Annotated in this window: 11 protein-coding genes and 4 tRNA genes; 4 read left to right on the top strand and 11 right to left on the bottom strand. The window is 69.0% G+C overall.

Translation table 11 applies throughout. The features are described from left to right. Nucleotides 1–3: 3 nt before the first annotated feature. The 10 genes from tpiA to uvrC form a co-directional block, all read right to left on the bottom strand. Nucleotides 4–783: a triose-phosphate isomerase gene (tpiA, locus tag EL266_RS09035; RefSeq protein ID WP_026427189.1), complete on the bottom strand. Its 780-nt coding sequence runs from the start codon at nucleotides 781–783 to the stop codon at nucleotides 4–6. A gap of 4 nt (nucleotides 784–787) precedes the next feature. Beyond that, the gene (locus EL266_RS09030; RefSeq protein ID WP_026427190.1) at nucleotides 788–1,981 is read right to left on the bottom strand and encodes a phosphoglycerate kinase; all 1,194 of its coding nucleotides are present in this window, start codon (nucleotides 1,979–1,981) and stop codon (nucleotides 788–790) included. Between the two features lie 163 nt (nucleotides 1,982–2,144). Further along, on the bottom strand, nucleotides 2,145–3,152 hold the full coding sequence (gap, locus tag EL266_RS09025; protein WP_026427191.1) for a type I glyceraldehyde-3-phosphate dehydrogenase: 1,008 nt from the start codon (nucleotides 3,150–3,152) through the stop codon (nucleotides 2,145–2,147). Nucleotides 3,153–3,402: 250 nt separating this feature from the next. Continuing rightward, entirely contained in the window at nucleotides 3,403–4,383 is a 981-nt protein-coding gene (gene whiA, locus EL266_RS09020) for a DNA-binding protein WhiA (RefSeq protein ID WP_026427192.1), read from the bottom strand. A 181-nt stretch (nucleotides 4,384–4,564) separates the two neighbouring features. After that, nucleotides 4,565–5,581, bottom strand: a complete 1,017-nt coding sequence (locus tag EL266_RS09015; protein WP_026427193.1) for a gluconeogenesis factor YvcK family protein — start codon at nucleotides 5,579–5,581, stop codon at nucleotides 4,565–4,567. Between the two features lie 5 nt (nucleotides 5,582–5,586). Continuing rightward, nucleotides 5,587–6,558, bottom strand: coding sequence for an RNase adapter RapZ (rapZ, locus tag EL266_RS09010; protein ID WP_026427194.1), 972 nt, complete (start codon nucleotides 6,556–6,558; stop codon nucleotides 5,587–5,589). A gap of 111 nt (nucleotides 6,559–6,669) precedes the next feature. Further along, nucleotides 6,670–8,103, bottom strand: a complete 1,434-nt coding sequence (locus EL266_RS09005) for a glycoside hydrolase family 1 protein (protein WP_026427195.1) — start codon at nucleotides 8,101–8,103, stop codon at nucleotides 6,670–6,672. A gap of 39 nt (nucleotides 8,104–8,142) precedes the next feature. Beyond that, a complete protein-coding gene (locus EL266_RS09000) occupies nucleotides 8,143–9,999 on the bottom strand; it encodes a beta-glucoside-specific PTS transporter subunit IIABC (protein WP_026427196.1) in 1,857 nt (618 codons plus the stop codon). A gap of 188 nt (nucleotides 10,000–10,187) precedes the next feature. Further along, the gene (locus tag EL266_RS08995) at nucleotides 10,188–11,048 is read right to left on the bottom strand and encodes a PRD domain-containing protein (RefSeq protein WP_026427197.1); all 861 of its coding nucleotides are present in this window, start codon (nucleotides 11,046–11,048) and stop codon (nucleotides 10,188–10,190) included. 56 nt (nucleotides 11,049–11,104) lie between these two features. Beyond that, entirely contained in the window at nucleotides 11,105–13,258 is a 2,154-nt protein-coding gene (uvrC, locus tag EL266_RS08990; protein ID WP_026427198.1) for an excinuclease ABC subunit UvrC, read from the bottom strand. A 61-nt stretch (nucleotides 13,259–13,319) separates the two neighbouring features. Between uvrC and EL266_RS08985 the strand changes: the two genes are divergently transcribed. Further along, on the top strand, nucleotides 13,320–14,150 hold the full coding sequence (locus EL266_RS08985; protein WP_026427199.1) for a Cof-type HAD-IIB family hydrolase: 831 nt from the start codon (nucleotides 13,320–13,322) through the stop codon (nucleotides 14,148–14,150). 33 nt (nucleotides 14,151–14,183) lie between these two features. On the opposite strand, the gene EL266_RS08980 is transcribed toward EL266_RS08985, so the two are convergent. Next, a tRNA-Val gene (locus tag EL266_RS08980) sits at nucleotides 14,184–14,256 on the bottom strand. A gap of 148 nt (nucleotides 14,257–14,404) precedes the next feature. On the opposite strand from EL266_RS08980, the gene EL266_RS08975 reads away from it, so the two are divergent. The 3 genes from EL266_RS08975 to EL266_RS08965 all read left to right on the top strand — a co-directional run bounded on the left by EL266_RS08975 (nucleotide 14,405) and on the right by EL266_RS08965 (nucleotide 14,661). Next, nucleotides 14,405–14,477 (top strand) — tRNA-Gly (locus EL266_RS08975). A gap of 37 nt (nucleotides 14,478–14,514) precedes the next feature. Beyond that, nucleotides 14,515–14,585: transfer RNA gene (locus EL266_RS08970), tRNA-Cys, on the top strand. A 1-nt stretch (nucleotide 14,586) separates the two neighbouring features. Next, a tRNA-Val gene (locus EL266_RS08965) sits at nucleotides 14,587–14,661 on the top strand. Nucleotides 14,662–14,868 lie beyond the last annotated feature (207 nt).

The following is a 14,868-nucleotide window of genomic DNA, read 5'->3' as shown; positions in this document are numbered from 1 at the left end:
GACTCAGGCGTAGAAGCGGGCCATGGCCGCGAAGGACTCGGCCTTCAGCGAGGCGCCGCCGATGAGGGCGCCGTCGACGTCGGCCTGGGCCATGAGCTCCTTGATGTTGTCGGGCTTGGCCGAGCCGCCGTAGAGGATGCGGGTGGCCTCGGCGGTCTCCTCGCCGAAGTCGGCGCGCAGCGCCTCGCGGATGGCAGAGCACACCTCCTGGGCGTCGGCGGCGGTGGCGGTCTCGCCGGTGCCGATGGCCCAGATGGGCTCGTAGGCGATGACGATCTTGGCGACGTCCTCGGCGGCCCAGCCGGCCAGGGCGGCGCGGATCTGGCCCAGCACGAACTCCACGTGGGTCCCGGCCTTGCGGACCTCGAGGGCCTCGCCGCAGCACAGGATCGGGGTCATGCCGGCGTCCAGGGCCTTGCGGGCCTTGGCGCCCACGAGCTCGTCGGACTCGCCGTGGTACTCGCGTCGCTCGGAGTGGCCCATCACCACGTGGGTCACGCCCAGCTTGTCCAGCATGGCGGTGGAGATCTCGCCGGTGTAGGCGCCGTTGTCGTGGATGGAGACGTCCTGGGCGCCGTACTTGATGCTCAGGGAGTCGGCCTCGACCACGGTCTGGACGGTGCGCAGGTCGGTGAAGGGCGGGATGACGACGACCTCGCACTTGGAGTAGTCGTGGTCGTGGTCCTTCAGCTCCATGGCCAGGCCCTGGATGAGGTGGTTGGCCTCGAGGTGGTCGAGGTTCATCTTCCAGTTGCCCGCCATCAGCGGGGTGCGGTTGCTCATGCTTTCAGCCTTCCAGGACGGAGATTCCGGGCAGCTCCTTGCCCTCGAGCAGCTCGAGGGAGGCGCCACCACCGGTGGAGATGTGGGAGAAGGTGGACTCATCGAAGCCCAGGACGCGCACGGCCGCGGCGGAGTCGCCACCGCCGATGACGGTGAAGGCGCTGGACTCGCTCAGGGCCTTGGCCACGGCGCGGGTGCCGCCGGAGAAGGCCTCGAACTCGAAGACGCCCATGGGGCCGTTCCACACCACGGTCTTGGCCGTGGCGATGGCCTCGGCGAAGATCTCGCGGGTCTGGGGGCCGATGTCCAGGCCCATCTGGTCGGCGGGGATCGCATCGGAGGGCACCACGGTGGCCGGGGCGTCGGCCTTGAACTCCGGGGCGATGACCGTGTCCACCGGCAGGAGCAGCTCAACGCCGTTGTCCTTGGCGGTGGCGATGTAGCCCTTGACGGTCTCGATCTGGTCCTTCTCCAGCAGGGAGGTGCCGACCTCGTGGCCCTGTGCGGCCAGGAAGGTGTAGGCCATGCCGCCGCCGATGATGAGGCGGTCGGCCTTGGACAGCAGGTTGGCGATGACGCCGAGCTTGTCGGAGACCTTGGAGCCGCCCAGCACCACCGTGTAGGGGCGCTCGGGGTTGTTGACGGCGCGGCCCAGGGACTCGATCTCCTTGACCACGAGCAGGCCGGCGGCCGAGGGAAGGAGCTTGGCGACGTCGTAGACGGAGGCCTGCTTGCGGTGGACCACGCCGAAGCCGTCGGAGACGAAGGCATCGGCCAGGGCGGCCAGCTCGGCGGCGAAGGCCTCGCGCTCGGCGTCGTCCTTGGAGGTCTCGGCGGCGTTGAAGCGCACGTTCTCCAGCAGGACGATCTCGCCCTCGGCGGCGGCCTCGACGGCGGCCTTGGCCGAGGGACCCACGGTGTCCTCGGCCAGGGTGACCGTGACGCCGGTGACCTCGCCCAGGCGCTTGGCCACCGGGGCCAGGGAGAAGTCGGGGTTGACCTGGCCCTTGGGGCGGCCCAGGTGAGCGGTGATGATGACGCGAGCTCCGGCGTCCAGCAGGGTGCGCAGGGTGGGCAGGGCGGCCTGGATGCGGCCGTCGTCGGTGATGTTCTTCTCGGCGTCGAGCGGAACGTTGAAGTCGGAGCGGACCAGGACGCGCTTGCCCTTCAGGTCGCCCAGGGACTCGATGGCTCTCATGCGAAACCTCTCAGTCGTTGATGGAAGGTGAATGGTCATGGCCGACGGCGCAGCCGGGCCTGCGGGCCGGAGCGCTGCGGTCCGGCCCTACGGGACTGCGCCCGCGCACGCAGGGCGCGTGCACGGGCGCAGTCGGGATGTCATGCGTGGACGAGGCGGGCGCTCAGGCCAGCTTGGAGCCGACCAGGGCGGTCAGCTCGACCAGGCGGTTGGAGTAGCCCCACTCGTTGTCGTACCAGGACAGGACCTTGACGAGGTTGCCGATGACCTTGGTCTCGTTGGCGTCGAAGATCGAGGAGTGCGAGTCGCCGACGATGTCGGTGGAGACGATCGGGTCCTCGGTGTAGTACAGGATGCCCTTGAGCTCGCCCTCGGCGGCGGCCTTGACGGCGGCCTTGACGGACTCCACAGAGACCTCCTTCTCGGCCTGGAAGGTCAGGTCGGTCAGGGAGCCGGTCGGGGTGGGCACGCGCACGGCCAGACCGTCGAACTTGCCCTTGAGCTCGGGCAGGACGAGGGCCACGGCCTGGGCGGCACCGGTCTTGGTGGGGATCATGTTGAGCGCGGCGGCACGGGCACGGCGCAGGTCGCCGTGCGGGGCGTCGAGGACGCGCTGGTCACCCGTGTAGGAGTGGATGGTGGTCATGATGCCCTGGACGATGCCGAAGTTCTCGTGCAGGACCTTGGCCAGCGGCGCGAGGCAGTTGGTGGTGCACGAGGCGTTCGACACGATGCTCATCGTGGCGTTGTCGTAGTCGCCCTCGTTGACGCCCATCACGAAGGTGCCGTCCACGTTCTTGGCGGGGGCGGAGATGACGACCTTCTTGGCGCCGGCGTCGATGTGCGCCTTGGCCTTCTCACCGTCGGTGAAGAAACCGGTGGACTCGACGACGACGTCCACGCCCAGGTCGCCCCAGGGCAGCTCGGCGGGGTCGCGCTGGGCGAGCACCTTGATGTGCTTGCCGTCGACGGTGATGCCCTCGTCGTCGTAGGAGACTTCGCCGGTGAAGCGGCCGAGGATGGAGTCGTACTTCAGAAGGTGGGCCAGGGTCTTGTTGTCAGTCAGGTCGTTGACTGCCACGACCTCGATGTCGGCGCCCTGCTCGAGAGCGGCACGGAAGAAGTTGCGGCCGATGCGGCCGAAGCCGTTGATACCAACGCGGGTGGTCACTTTGCGTCCTCCTAGTGCGCCGTTGAGGCACACGGTTTCTGGGCTCATTCGCACATGTGCTGTGCTCCGGCTCCGCGAGTCCCCTGGGATTGAGAACCCTCGGCCTGCCGGCAGTACTGAGTCTAGCCACACCGTGCGGGCCTCACTGATCTTCCTCCACGCCACGGGCGAACAAGATCGACGCAGTCCAATGGGCGAAGCGAATGTGACCGACCTTTGACCGATAGACGGGACCTCGGTCCCGGATCGATCAGGGCTCGAGCATGTCCTGGGTCAGGGCCGACTCGGTGTCGGGCACGCCCAGCTCACCGGCGCGCTTGTCAGCCATGGCCAGCAGGCGCCGGATCCGCCCGGCCACCGCGTCCTTGGTCAGCTGGGGGTCGGAGAGCTGCCCGAGCTCCTCGAGAGAGGCCTGCTTGTGCGCGATGCGCAGCTGGCCGGCCTCCAGCAGGTGGGGGGGCACGTCCTCCCCCAGGATCTCGAAGGCGCGCTCGACCCGTGCCCCCGAGGCCACCGCCGCGCGCGCCGAGCGGCGCAGATTGGCGTCATCGAAGTTGGCCAGGCGATTGGCGGTGCCACGGGACTCCCGGCGCGATCGCCGCTCAGTCCAGGTCGTGGTGGCCTCCGGGGCCCCCATGCGGTCCAAGAGGATGCCGATGGCCTCACCATCGCGCACCACCACGCGGTCCGCGCCGCGGACCTCTCGGGCCTTGGCCACCACCTCGAAGCGACGCGCCGCCCCCACCAGGGCCAGGGCGGCCTCAGAGCCGGGGCAGGTGACCTCCAGGGAGGCGGATCGACCCGGCTCGGTCAGGGAGCCCCGGGCCAGGAAGGCGCCGCGCCAGGCCGCCGCCGCCGCATTGCGCCCGCCCTGGACCACGGCCACGGGCATCCCGCGCACGGGCCGGCCGTGCTCGTCGACCAGCCCGCTCAACCGGGCCAGGTCCTTGCCCCGGTTGGTCACGCGCAGCACGTAGCGCGAGCCGCGGTGCAGGGAGCCCCCCTGAACGACCATGACCTCGGGCTCCATGCCGTAGAGCTCCTTGAGGTGGCGGTGCAGGCGGCGCACGGCCCCGCCGTGATCGAGCTCAACCTCGACCACGATGCGCCCGGAGACGATATGGAGCCCCCCGCCGAAGCGGAGCATGGCGGAGACCTCGGCGCGCTTCTGCGCACTGTTCTCAGGGGTGACGTGCGCGAGCTCGTCCTTGACCGTCACCGTCAGCGACATATACCGAGTCCTCGTTTCTCATAAGCGGTTCCTGCGCGCGGGCATGACTTCATGAGGAAGACTAGCGGACGGTCTGCCCGCTCATCCCGCTTCCGGCGCATATTCCTTCGCAACAGCTTCATCACTGCCGCGCTCCAGGCTCCCCTCGGCGGGCCTGGACCGTGGCCCGTGCCCGGCCGGCCTAGAGCCGCTCCTCGCCTGCACTCGGTAGATGCTCGACATCCCCCAGCGCCCCCTCGAAGGCGTCCCGGAAGGCGGCCGCCAGGCGCAGGGGGTCGTGGTGGCACTGGGCCTCGCCGGTGCGCACCTGGCGCAGCATGAGGGTGGCGCCCAGGGAGCGGGCCGCGGACTCCAGGTCATCGATGTCCTCGACGGTGGAGGGATCGGCCAGGATGACATCGGCCCGGATCTCCGGGGCGCAGTCGGCCAGGACCCGCAGGTGGTCGGCCGCGGTCATCCCGTCGGTCTCGCCGCGCTGGACGGAGAGGTTGAGCACGATGGCCTTGCGGGCGCCTGTCGCCGCCAGGGCCTGGCGCATGGAGGGCAGGATGAGGTGGGGCAGCACCGAGGTGTACCAGGAGCCGGGCCCCAGCACCACCCAGTCGGCCTGCTCGATGGCCGCCAGGGCGGCGGGGTGGGCCTGGGCCTCCTGGGGGACGATGGACACGTTCTCCATGCGGCCCCGCGCGCTGGCCACGGCGACCTGCCCCGAGACGCGCTCGCGCTGATCACCGTTGACGATATCGGCCTCGATGACCAGGGGCGAGGGCGACATGGGCACCACGCGCCCATGGATCGACAGCAGCCTGCCCACCCACTCCAGCCCGGCGACGTCGTCGCCCAGGAGCTGCCACAGCGCCAGGATGAGGAGGTTGCCCAGGGCGTGGTTGTCCAGCTCGCCCTGCCCCTCGAAGCGATGCTGGAGCACATCGCGCCAGGTCAGGCCCCATTCGGAGTCGTCGCACAGGGAGGCCAGCGCCATGCGCAGGTCGCCTGGGGGAAGGCAGTCGAACTCCCGGCGCAGCCGGCCCGAGGAGCCGCCGTCGTCGGCGACCGTCACCACGGCGGTCAGGCGGTGGGTGATGTGCTTGAGGGCTCGCAGCGTGGCGGACAGGCCATGCCCCCCGCCCAGGGCCACGACGGCAGGGCCCTCCTCGCCTCTGCGCGGCCAGCCGGCGACGTCGATCGTGGTGCCCATGACGCTCACTCCCGTCCCAGGTCCCGGTGCTGGACGACGACCTCGAAGCCGCGATGGCGCAGCCTGGCGCCTATACGCTCCGCCGAGGCCACGGAGCGGTGCTTGCCGCCGGTGCAGCCCACGGCCAGGGTGACATAGGGCTTGAGCTCGTTGACATAGCTGGGCAGCGCCGGCGTGAGCAGGTCGGCGTAGCCATCGACGAAGGCGGCCGCCCCCTCCTGGGCGAAGACGTACTCGGCCACGGGCGCATCGCGCCCGGTGAGATGGCGCAGCTCGGAGACCCAGTACGGATTGGGGATGAAGCGCACATCCAGGACATGGTCGGCGTCCAGGGGCAGGCCGTACTTGAAGCCGAAGGACATGACATTGATGCGCAGGGCGAGGTCCGACTCCCGGGCCACGAGCTCGCGCACGCGCCGGGCCAGATCGTGCACCGAGTACCGGGAGGTGTCGATGACGGTGTCGGCCACGCCCTTGAGTCCCCCCAGGAGGGTGCGCTCGTGCTGGATGCCATCGAGGATGGAGCCGGTGCCCTGAAGGGGGTGGGGGCGCCGGGAGGACTCGAAGCGCCGGACCAGGACGGCGTCGGAGGCGTCCAGGAAGATGAGGCGCACGTCAGTGCCTGCCTCGCGGACCTTGCGCAGGTAGTCCATGAAGTGCGCGAAGAACTCGCGGCTGCGCACGTCGACCACGGCCGCCAGGCGGTGGACGCCGGCCCCCACGGTTGTCATCATCCCGGCCAGGGCCGGCAGGAGCTGGGGAGGGAGGTTGTCGACCACGTACCAGTCGAGATCCTCCAGGGCGTTGGCCGCCCGGGAGCGGCCCGCGCCGGACATGCCCGTGACAATGATCATCTCCGGCCGCTCGGCGGGCGGCACCGGCGGGGTTGCGTCGTCCAGGGCGGGGATCTCGATGGGAACCGTGTCCCTGAGCGGGTCCCGGGCCTGGCTGGTCTGGGGGCGGTCCTGGGCATCCATGCCCCAAGCATGGCATGGCGATCTGCTTATCCACGCCGAGGTAGACGTTTTCCGCCGAGATCGACGGCGAATGCGTCGACCTCGGCGGAAAATGTCTACCTCGGTGGAGGATCAGTCGGCGAGACTGGCGCCGTTGCTCGCGATGACCTCCTTGTACCAGTCGAAGGACTTCTTGCGGTAGCGCTCCAGGGTTCCGCTGCCGTCGTCATTGCGGTCGACGTAGATGAAGCCGTAGCGCTTGGAGAGCTGGGCGGTGGAGGCCGAGACGCAGTCGATGCAGCCCCAGGTCGTGTAGCCCAGCACCGTGACGCCGTCGGCGATGGCCTCGCCGACCTGGATGAGGTGGTCACGCAGGTAGTCGATGCGGTAGTCGTCGACGACGGTGGGCTCGCCGTCGGGTCCGGTGACCAGCTCGTCGCGCGCCCCCAGACCGTTCTCGACGATGAACAGCGGCTTGTTCCAGCGGTCCCAGAACTGGTTGAGCACGACCCGCAGTCCCACCGGGTCGATCTGCCAGCCCCACTGGGAGGCCTCCAAGGTGGGGTTGGGCACCCCGCCCATGATGTTGCCCTCGCCGGCCTCGACCTCCTGGGTGGCGGTCTCGCAGACCGACATGTAGTAGCTGAAGGACACGAAGTCCACGGTGTGCTCGCGCAGTAGGGCCAGATCCTCCTCGGTGGCACCCAGGTCGGACAGCTCCAGGCCCTCCTCGCGCAGGGTGCGCAGGAAGTACCCCGGGTAGACCCCGCGGACGTGGACGTCGGAGAAGGCCAGGTTGGCGTGGTCCGCCTTCATGGCGGCCAGGACGTCCCGAGGGTCGGGAGTCAGCGGGTAGATCGGCGTGGCGATGACCATGCAGCCGATGAGCGCCTCGGGAACGACCTCGCGGGCGATTCTCGTGGCCGCGGCGCTGGCCACGAGCTCGTTGTGGATGGCCGTGTACAGGTCCTTGCGGCTCAGCTCGTTCTTGGGGGTGTTGATGCCGCCGGACATCAGCGGCGCGTGGAGCACCGAGTTGATCTCGTTGAAGGTCAGCCAGTACGTGACGCGCGAGCCGTAGCGCTCGAACAGCGTGCGGGCGTAGCGCTCGTAGAAGCCGATGAGGCGCCGGTCGGTCCACCCGTCGTAGGTCTCGGCCAGGTGCAGCGGGGTCTCGTAGTGGCTGATCGTCACCAGTGGCTCGATGCCGTGCTTCTCGCACTCATCGAGAACCCGATCGTAGAAGGCCAGGCCCTCCTCGTTGGGCTCGGCCTCATCGCCCAGCGGGAAGATGCGCGACCAGGCGATGGAGAAGCGGAAGACCTTGAACCCCATCTCCGCCAGCAGGGCGATGTCCTCGGCGTAGCGGTGGTAGAAGTCGATGGCCTCGTGCTTGAGGTTGTCGGGCGTCGGCGCGTCGGTGCGCGGGGCCATGATGCCGCGCGGCATGACGTCCTGGATGGACAGGCCCTTGCCGCCCTCGTCGTAGGCGCCCTCGACCTGGTTGGCGGCGACTGCTCCGCCCCACAGGAAGGTCTCGGGGAAGGTCGGTGCGGTGGTGGTCATCAGTGGTGTCTCCTTCGTGAGCGGTGGGGGGGGTGGTTGTCAGTGGTCGATCTCGACGACGGTGGTGCTCGTGGTGACCTCGCCCTCGACGATCGGGACGACTGCGGCCAGGGAGGCGGTGTTGGTGACCACCAGGATGGTGGTGGGGTCGTAGCCGGCGGCGCGAACGGCCTCCAGGTCCACCTCCACCAGGGGCTGGCCGCGATCGACGCGCTGCCCGGCGGTCACGGCGGGGCTGAAGCCCTCGCCCTTGAGGTTGACCGTGTCCAGGCCGATGTGAATGAGGATCTCCACGCCGTCGTCGGTCTTGATGCCGTAAGCGTGCCCGGAGTCCATGGCGGTCACGACGGTTCCCGCCGCCGGGGCCACAACGGCGCCGCCGGTGGGCAGGATGCCGACTCCCCCGCCCAGGGCCCCGGAGGAGAAGACGGGGTCTCCGACCTTCTCCAGAGGGGTGGCCCTGCCCGGGACCGGTGAGGTCAGGGCGAGGGTGGGCTCGGCGGACTCAGTCGACTCGGCGGGGCCCGTCGTGCCAGCGGCATCGGCCTCCTCCTTGAATCCCAGGAGCAGGGTGAGGGTGAAGCTGATGATCACAGCCACCATCATCCCCAGGAGGACGAGGAGAAGGTTGCCCTGCCCGAGCAGGGCGGGGATCCCGATGAGGGAGGGGAAGACGAAGGAGGTCGTCGCGCCACTGGCCGCTGCGACGATGACGCCGCCGACGGCACCGCCGATGCAGCCGTAGATGAAGGGGCGCTTGAGCGGCAGGTTGACGCCGTAGATGGCCGGCTCGGTGATGCCGGCCAGGAATCCGGACAGGGAGGCGGGCCCGGCGAGCTGGCGCATCTTGGCGTTGCGGGTGCGGATCATGACAGCGAGCGTGGCCGCGGCCTGGGCCAGGACGGCGGGGAAGATCGGCCCGGCCATGAGGGAGTAGCCGGGGTCCTTGTACTGGGCGAGCATGACGGGCACCAGGCCCCAGTGGACGCCGAACATGACGAAGACCTGCCAGAAGGCACCCATGATCGCGCCGGCCAACCAGGGGGCGACCTCGAAGAGGACGTTCATGCCCGAGGCGATGCCGTTGGACAGCGCCGTGGTCACCGGACCGACGGTGATGAGGGTCAGGGGAACCATGATGAGCAGGACCAGGAGCGGGACCATGAAGTTGCGGATGGCCGAGGGCAGCACCGCGGTCAGCCAGCGCTGAAGGTGGGACTGAACCCATACGGCCACGATGATCGGCACCAGGGAGGAGGCGTAGGAGGTCATGACCACGGGGATACCGAAGAAGCTGACGGCACCTCCCGCGTCATTGAGGGCGACGATGTCGGGGTAGACAAGCGCTCCGGCCAGGGCGACAGCGGTGATCTCGTTGGCCTTGAAGTGGCGGGCCGAGGTGATGGCCAGAAGGATCGGCAGGAAGTACAGAGCGGAGTCCCCAGCGGCGTTGAGGATCGTGTAGGTCGTAGACTCCTGCGACCAGCCCAGTGTCGTGGCCAGGGTCAGGAAGGCCTTGATGAGGCCCGCTCCGGCCAGGGTCCACACCACCGGGTTGATCAGAGCGGAGACGATCTTGATGAAGCGGTCGAAAAGACTGCCCTTCTCACCGCCCTGCTCCTGGGCGCCATCGCCGTGACCCAGCGAGGTGATCTTCCCCAGCTCCTCATAGAGCATGGGGACGTCATTGCCGATGACCACCTGGTACTGGCCGCCGGCCTGGACCACGGTGACCACGCCATCCATGGCGCTGATCTGGTCGGTGGCGGCCTTGGACTCATCGACCAGGACCAGGCGCAGCCTGGTGGCGCAGTGGCTCAGGGCGCGGACATTGGCCTCACCTCCGACCTTCTCCAACAGCTGCGGCGCCATCGCCGCGAAGTCGATCTTTGCCATGGGGATCCTCCTTGATTCTCTGGGCCCGCTCGGAGAACAAAAAAGACCCGAGACGAAGTCGGGCGACATGGGTCGCCGCGATGTCTCAGGTCTTGCCCCTGGCGGGTCACAATCCTGTTCGCTGAATTCCCTGAGGGAATGCAACTACTGGAGAAGACTACGGAGTGATCACGGGAACCACAAGACGGTCAATTGTGCTGCGCATCACTCCCAGATTCGTTGGCGTTGAGCAGACGGGCCACATGCATGGTCAGGTAGGCGGTCTCATCAGCCAGAACCCTCATCCCCAGACGCATCTCCAACAGCTCGGCGATGCGCAGCGCCAGCCGGTGCGCACGGGGCTGGGTCTGGCGCAGCGACTCGGCGACGATCGATGCGGTCCCATCCTGGATCTGGACGCCCGTGCGGGCGCGGACCAGGAAGTAGCGCAGGTGGACGGCGAAGCGCGCCGCGTTGATCGAGTGCTCATCGAAGCCCTCCCCCAGCGCGGCCTTGAGCAGCCCCATCACCTGGCCGATGAGACGGGACTGGGCGGAGGCCTCCTGGGTGGAGGGCGCACCGACCGCGGCGGTGAACAGGTGCAGCGCCAGGGCGATCGCCTCGCCGGCGGGGAGCTGGACCTCCTGGGCGGCATTGAGCTCGGCGACCATCCGCTCGGCCAGCCTCAGCTCATCAGGGTGGAGGTGGGCGACCTCGGCCCGCAGCGGGTAGTCCATGGTGATACCCGCACTCACTCGCTCCATGGCCTGATTGACGTGATCGACCACCGCGACCACTGTCGATGAGGGCACTCCCGTCCCCAGCTCCCGTGCGGCGGATCGGAAGACCCGCTCGATGAGGGCGATGCGCTCCAGGGGGATGCCGGCGATGACCTCGGCCACGGACTCGGCATTGTGCGCCGGCACGTAGCGCCGATCGATGAGCGTCGTATCGACGCGCTGGCCCGCCTTGCGGCCGAAGGCCAGCCCCTTCCCGGTCAGGATGGCCTCGCGCCCGATCTCGTCGCGCGCCAAGACGACGTTGTTGTTGAACACGCGCAGGATCTCCACAGGGAGAGTCTGCCACCTCGATCCGCATCCTTCCGCGTGTTGGTGAACTCCCCAGCTCAGGCGGAGCCCTCCGCGTTGAGATGATCCAGGACGGCCTGAGCCAGGGCCGGGCCGATGCCCTTGACCTGGGCCAGGCGATCGGGGGTGGCCTGGCGGATCCGCTTGACCGATCCGAACTCGCGCAGGAGGGCCGCCTGGCGGGCCGGCCCCAGCCCGGGGACGCCGTCGAGCACCGAGCGGGTCATGCCCGCCGTGCGCTTCTTGCGGTGGTGGGTGATGGCGAAGCGGTGGGACTCATCGCGCAGGTGCTGCAGGAGGTAGAGGGCCGGTGAGGTGCGCGGCAGGACGATCGGGAACTCGTCCCCGGGCACCCACACCTCCTCCAGGCGCTTGGCCAGTCCGATGAGGGGCACGTCCACGCCCAGCTCATCGAGGACGGCTTGTGCGGCCCCCACCTGGGGCAGGCCGCCGTCGACGACGACGAGGCTGGGGGCGTAGCTGAAGCGCCGGGCCCGCCCGGTGGTCGGGTCGATGGGCCCTGAGGCGACGGCGATGCCCTCGGCATCCTCGATCTCCTCGGCGGCCTGGTCGGCGGACACCGCACTGGTGTCACGACCCTGCTCGGCGATGAGGCGCTTGAATCGCCGGGTGAGGACCTCGTGCATGGCCGCGGTGTCGTCGGCGGCGCCCTCGCCCTGGGGGCCGCGGATGATGAAGCGCCGGTAGTCCGACTTGCGGGGGGCGCCGTCCTCGAAGACCACCATGGACCCAACCTGATGACTGCCCTGGGTATGCGAGATGTCGTAGCACTCCACGCGCAGGGGCGCCTCGGGCAGGTCGAGGGCCTCGGCGAGCTCCTCCAGGGCCTGGGCGCGCTGGGTCAGGTCCCCGGCCCGCCGGGTCTTGTGCAGGCGCAGGGCCTCCTCGGCGTTCCTGCGCACGGTGGACATGAGGGAGGCCTTGTCCCCCCGCAGCGGGACGCGCAGGCTCACAGCCCCGCCGCGCAGCTGGCGCAACCAGGCGGTGATGGTCGCCGCATTGGCGGGAAGGACGGGCACGAGGATCTCCCGGGGCACCGCCGTGGTGGCCGTATGGGCCACATCGTCCACGCTGGTGGCCGCCGCATCCCCCTCCCGGGCGGCGGGAGCATCGGGGGCGCCTGCGCGCGGCAGCGCCCGGGCATGGTGCGACTGGCCCACGCCCAGGGATGTGGTGGGGCCGGAGGCGGGCGCGCTGGGGCCGCGGCCCGCGCCGGCCTCATCGGCCGGATCCACCAGGGCTGAGTAGACCTGCTCCAGGAGGCGCTCGATGAGCTCGGCGTCATCGGCGTCGTCGGCCAGGTCCAGGACCCAGCCCCTCTGGCCCCGAACGCGCCCACCGCGCACGTGGAAGACCTGGACGGCGGCCTCGAGCTCGTCGCGCACCAGGGCGAAGACATCGGCATCGGTGGCATCGGGCAGGACCACGGCATTGCCCTCGATGACCTTGCGCAGGGCGGCGGCGTCATCGCGCAGGCGGGCGGCCCTTTCGAAGTCGAGCGCGGCGGAGGCCGCCTTCATCTGGGACTCGACCTCTCGCAGGTAGGGGCCGGTGCGCCCGGCCATGAAGGAGCACAGGTCCTCGGCGATGGCGCGGTGATCCTCGGGGCTGATGCGCCCCACGCAGGGCGCGGAGCACTTGTCGATGTACCCCAGCAGGCAGGGCCGACCCGAGGAGCGGGCGCGGTTGAGCACCCCGGTGGAGCAGGAGCGCACGGGGAAGACGCGCAGGAGCTGGTCGAGGGTCTCGCGGATGGACCATGCCGCCACGAAGGGCCCGAAGTACCGGGCGCCGGCACGGCGGGCCCCGCGCATCACCTGGGCGCGGGGGATCTCCTCCTGCATGGTGACGGCCAGGTAGGGGTAGGACTTGTCGTCCTTGAACATGACGTTGAAGCGCGGGTCGAACTCCTTGATCCAGGAGTACTCCAGCGCCAGGGCCTCGACCTCGGTGGACACCACGGTCCACTCCACGGCGCAGGCGGTGGTCACCATCCTCTGGGTGCGCGGGTGCAGGGCGGCCAGGTCCTGGAAGTAGCTGGACAGGCGCGCCCTCAGGCTCTTGGCCTTGCCGACGTAGATGACGCGCCCCTGGGCGTCCAGGAAGCGGTAGACGCCTGGCGACGTGGGGATCTCACCCGGTGCGGGGCGGTACGTCGAGGGGTCGGCCATGCCGGAAGACTACGTGCCGCCAGGGCTTCCGGCCCCGAGCCCGCGTCGTTACGATCGCGACATGATTCTGCTGATCGATGTCGATGGGACGCTGGTGACCTACCGCAATGAGGTGCCGCGCTCCGCCGCGCGGGCCATTGCCGCCGCGCGCCGTGCCGGGCACCGCGTCTACGCGTGCACGGGGCGCTCGCGCGCCGAGATGCCCGAGGAGATCTGGGCCCTGGGCCTGGACGGGATGATCGGCGGCAATGGGGCCTATGTGGAGGACGACGGCGAGGTGCTGCTCCATTGCCACCTCAGTGACCAGGAGTGCGGGCGTATCGTCGGCTGGCTGCGGGAGCGGGGCCTGGGGTTCTACCTGGAGGCCAACTCCGGCCTGTACGCCTCCCACTCCTTCCGCGACGCGGCCCGCCCGGCGCTGCGGGCCTATGTCGCCTCCAAGGGGCATGCGGATGTCGAGGGGCTGGAGGTTGAGGATGTCCTGCACGGACTGGTCTATACCGAGGACCTTGTGCGCGGGGACGTCAACAAGATCAGCTTCCTGCTCTCGGGTCCGCAGGATGCTCAGGCGGCGCGCGAGGAGTTCGCGGGACTGATCGTGGGCACGTGGGGCGGGCGCGGCCATGCCGCGCTGTTCGGGGATGTGGCGGCCCCGGCCGCCACGAAGGTCGAGGCGATCGACATCCTGCTGGCCCACCGCGGGGCGAGCGTGGAGGAGGCGGTGGCCTTCGGCGATGCGACGGTGGACATCGGGATGCTGGAGCACTGCGGCGTGGGAGTGGCCATGGGAAATGGGTCCGCCGAGGTCAAGGAGGCAGCGGATCTGGTGACCGATGATGTCGAGGAGGATGGCCTGGCCACGGCATTCGCCCGCCTGGGACTGCTTGATTGAGAGGCGCGCCAACAGGTCAGTGAGGACCGGGAGTGGGCGATACTGGAATCGAACCAGTGACCTCCTCGGTGTGAACGAGGCGCTCTAACCCCTGAGCCAATCGCCCGGTGCGGCGACAACCATAGCCACCTGGGACGCGCCGGAGCAAACGTCAGTCCGGTGAGGTGAATCACCGGAGCGTGATTTGGGGGTTCCCATCGTGACAGTGCTATGGTTCTCAGGCACCAAGTGGTCCGGCAGGACTGCGAGGGTTCGCGGATGTGGCTCAGTTGGTAGAGCATCACCTTGCCAAGGTGAGGGTCGCGGGTTCGAGTCCCGTCATCCGCTCCGAGGAGCCGGGAGCGCCCAGCCCCCAGCATCTCATGGTGGGTTGGCCGAGAGGTTAGGCACCGGCCTGCAAAGCCGTTTACACCGGTTCGAATCCGGTACCCACCTCGGGCGATTGGCGCAGCGGTAGCGCGCTTCCCTGACACGGAAGAGGTCACTGGTTCGAACCCAGTATCGCCCACCATGAGCCTCGGGCACGCGTTGATGCGTCTCCGATGTCATTCTGATCCTCTCAACAAAGAATCGGAGCGTGCTCAAGAAGATCGGATCCGAGTCGCGCAACCGCGTCGTCCGGATTTCCAGCGAGCGCCACGGGCATGATCGCCCTCATCGACGATCACATCAACGAGCACCGCGATCAGCTCAGATCAACTCAGATCAACTCAGCGAT

The sequence above is a fragment of the Actinomyces slackii genome (assembly GCF_900637295.1).
Taxonomy (GTDB): Bacteria; Actinomycetota; Actinomycetes; order Actinomycetales; family Actinomycetaceae; genus Actinomyces; species Actinomyces slackii.
The sequence above is the reverse complement of the archived record's forward strand: the minus strand, read 5'-3'. Positions and strand labels throughout refer to the sequence as shown.

Excerpts from the sequence above, each read along its gene's own strand:
- tpiA (WP_026427189.1), bottom strand. The coding sequence starts at position 783 with ATGAGCAACCGCACCCCGCTGATGGCGGGCAACTGGAAGATGAACCTC.
- EL266_RS09030 (WP_026427190.1), bottom strand. The coding sequence starts at position 1,981 with ATGAGAGCCATCGAGTCCCTGGGCGACCTGAAGGGCAAGCGCGTCCTG.
- whiA (WP_026427192.1), bottom strand. The coding sequence starts at position 4,383 with ATGTCGCTGACGGTGACGGTCAAGGACGAGCTCGCGCACGTCACCCCT.
- EL266_RS09015 (WP_026427193.1), bottom strand. The coding sequence starts at position 5,581 with ATGGGCACCACGATCGACGTCGCCGGCTGGCCGCGCAGAGGCGAGGAG.
- rapZ (WP_026427194.1), bottom strand. The coding sequence starts at position 6,558 with ATGGATGCCCAGGACCGCCCCCAGACCAGCCAGGCCCGGGACCCGCTC.
- EL266_RS09005 (WP_026427195.1), bottom strand. The coding sequence starts at position 8,103 with ATGACCACCACCGCACCGACCTTCCCCGAGACCTTCCTGTGGGGCGGA.
- EL266_RS09000 (WP_026427196.1), bottom strand. The coding sequence starts at position 9,999 with ATGGCAAAGATCGACTTCGCGGCGATGGCGCCGCAGCTGTTGGAGAAG.
- uvrC (WP_026427198.1), bottom strand. The coding sequence starts at position 13,258 with ATGGCCGACCCCTCGACGTACCGCCCCGCACCGGGTGAGATCCCCACG.
- EL266_RS08985 (WP_026427199.1), top strand. The coding sequence starts at position 13,320 with ATGATTCTGCTGATCGATGTCGATGGGACGCTGGTGACCTACCGCAAT.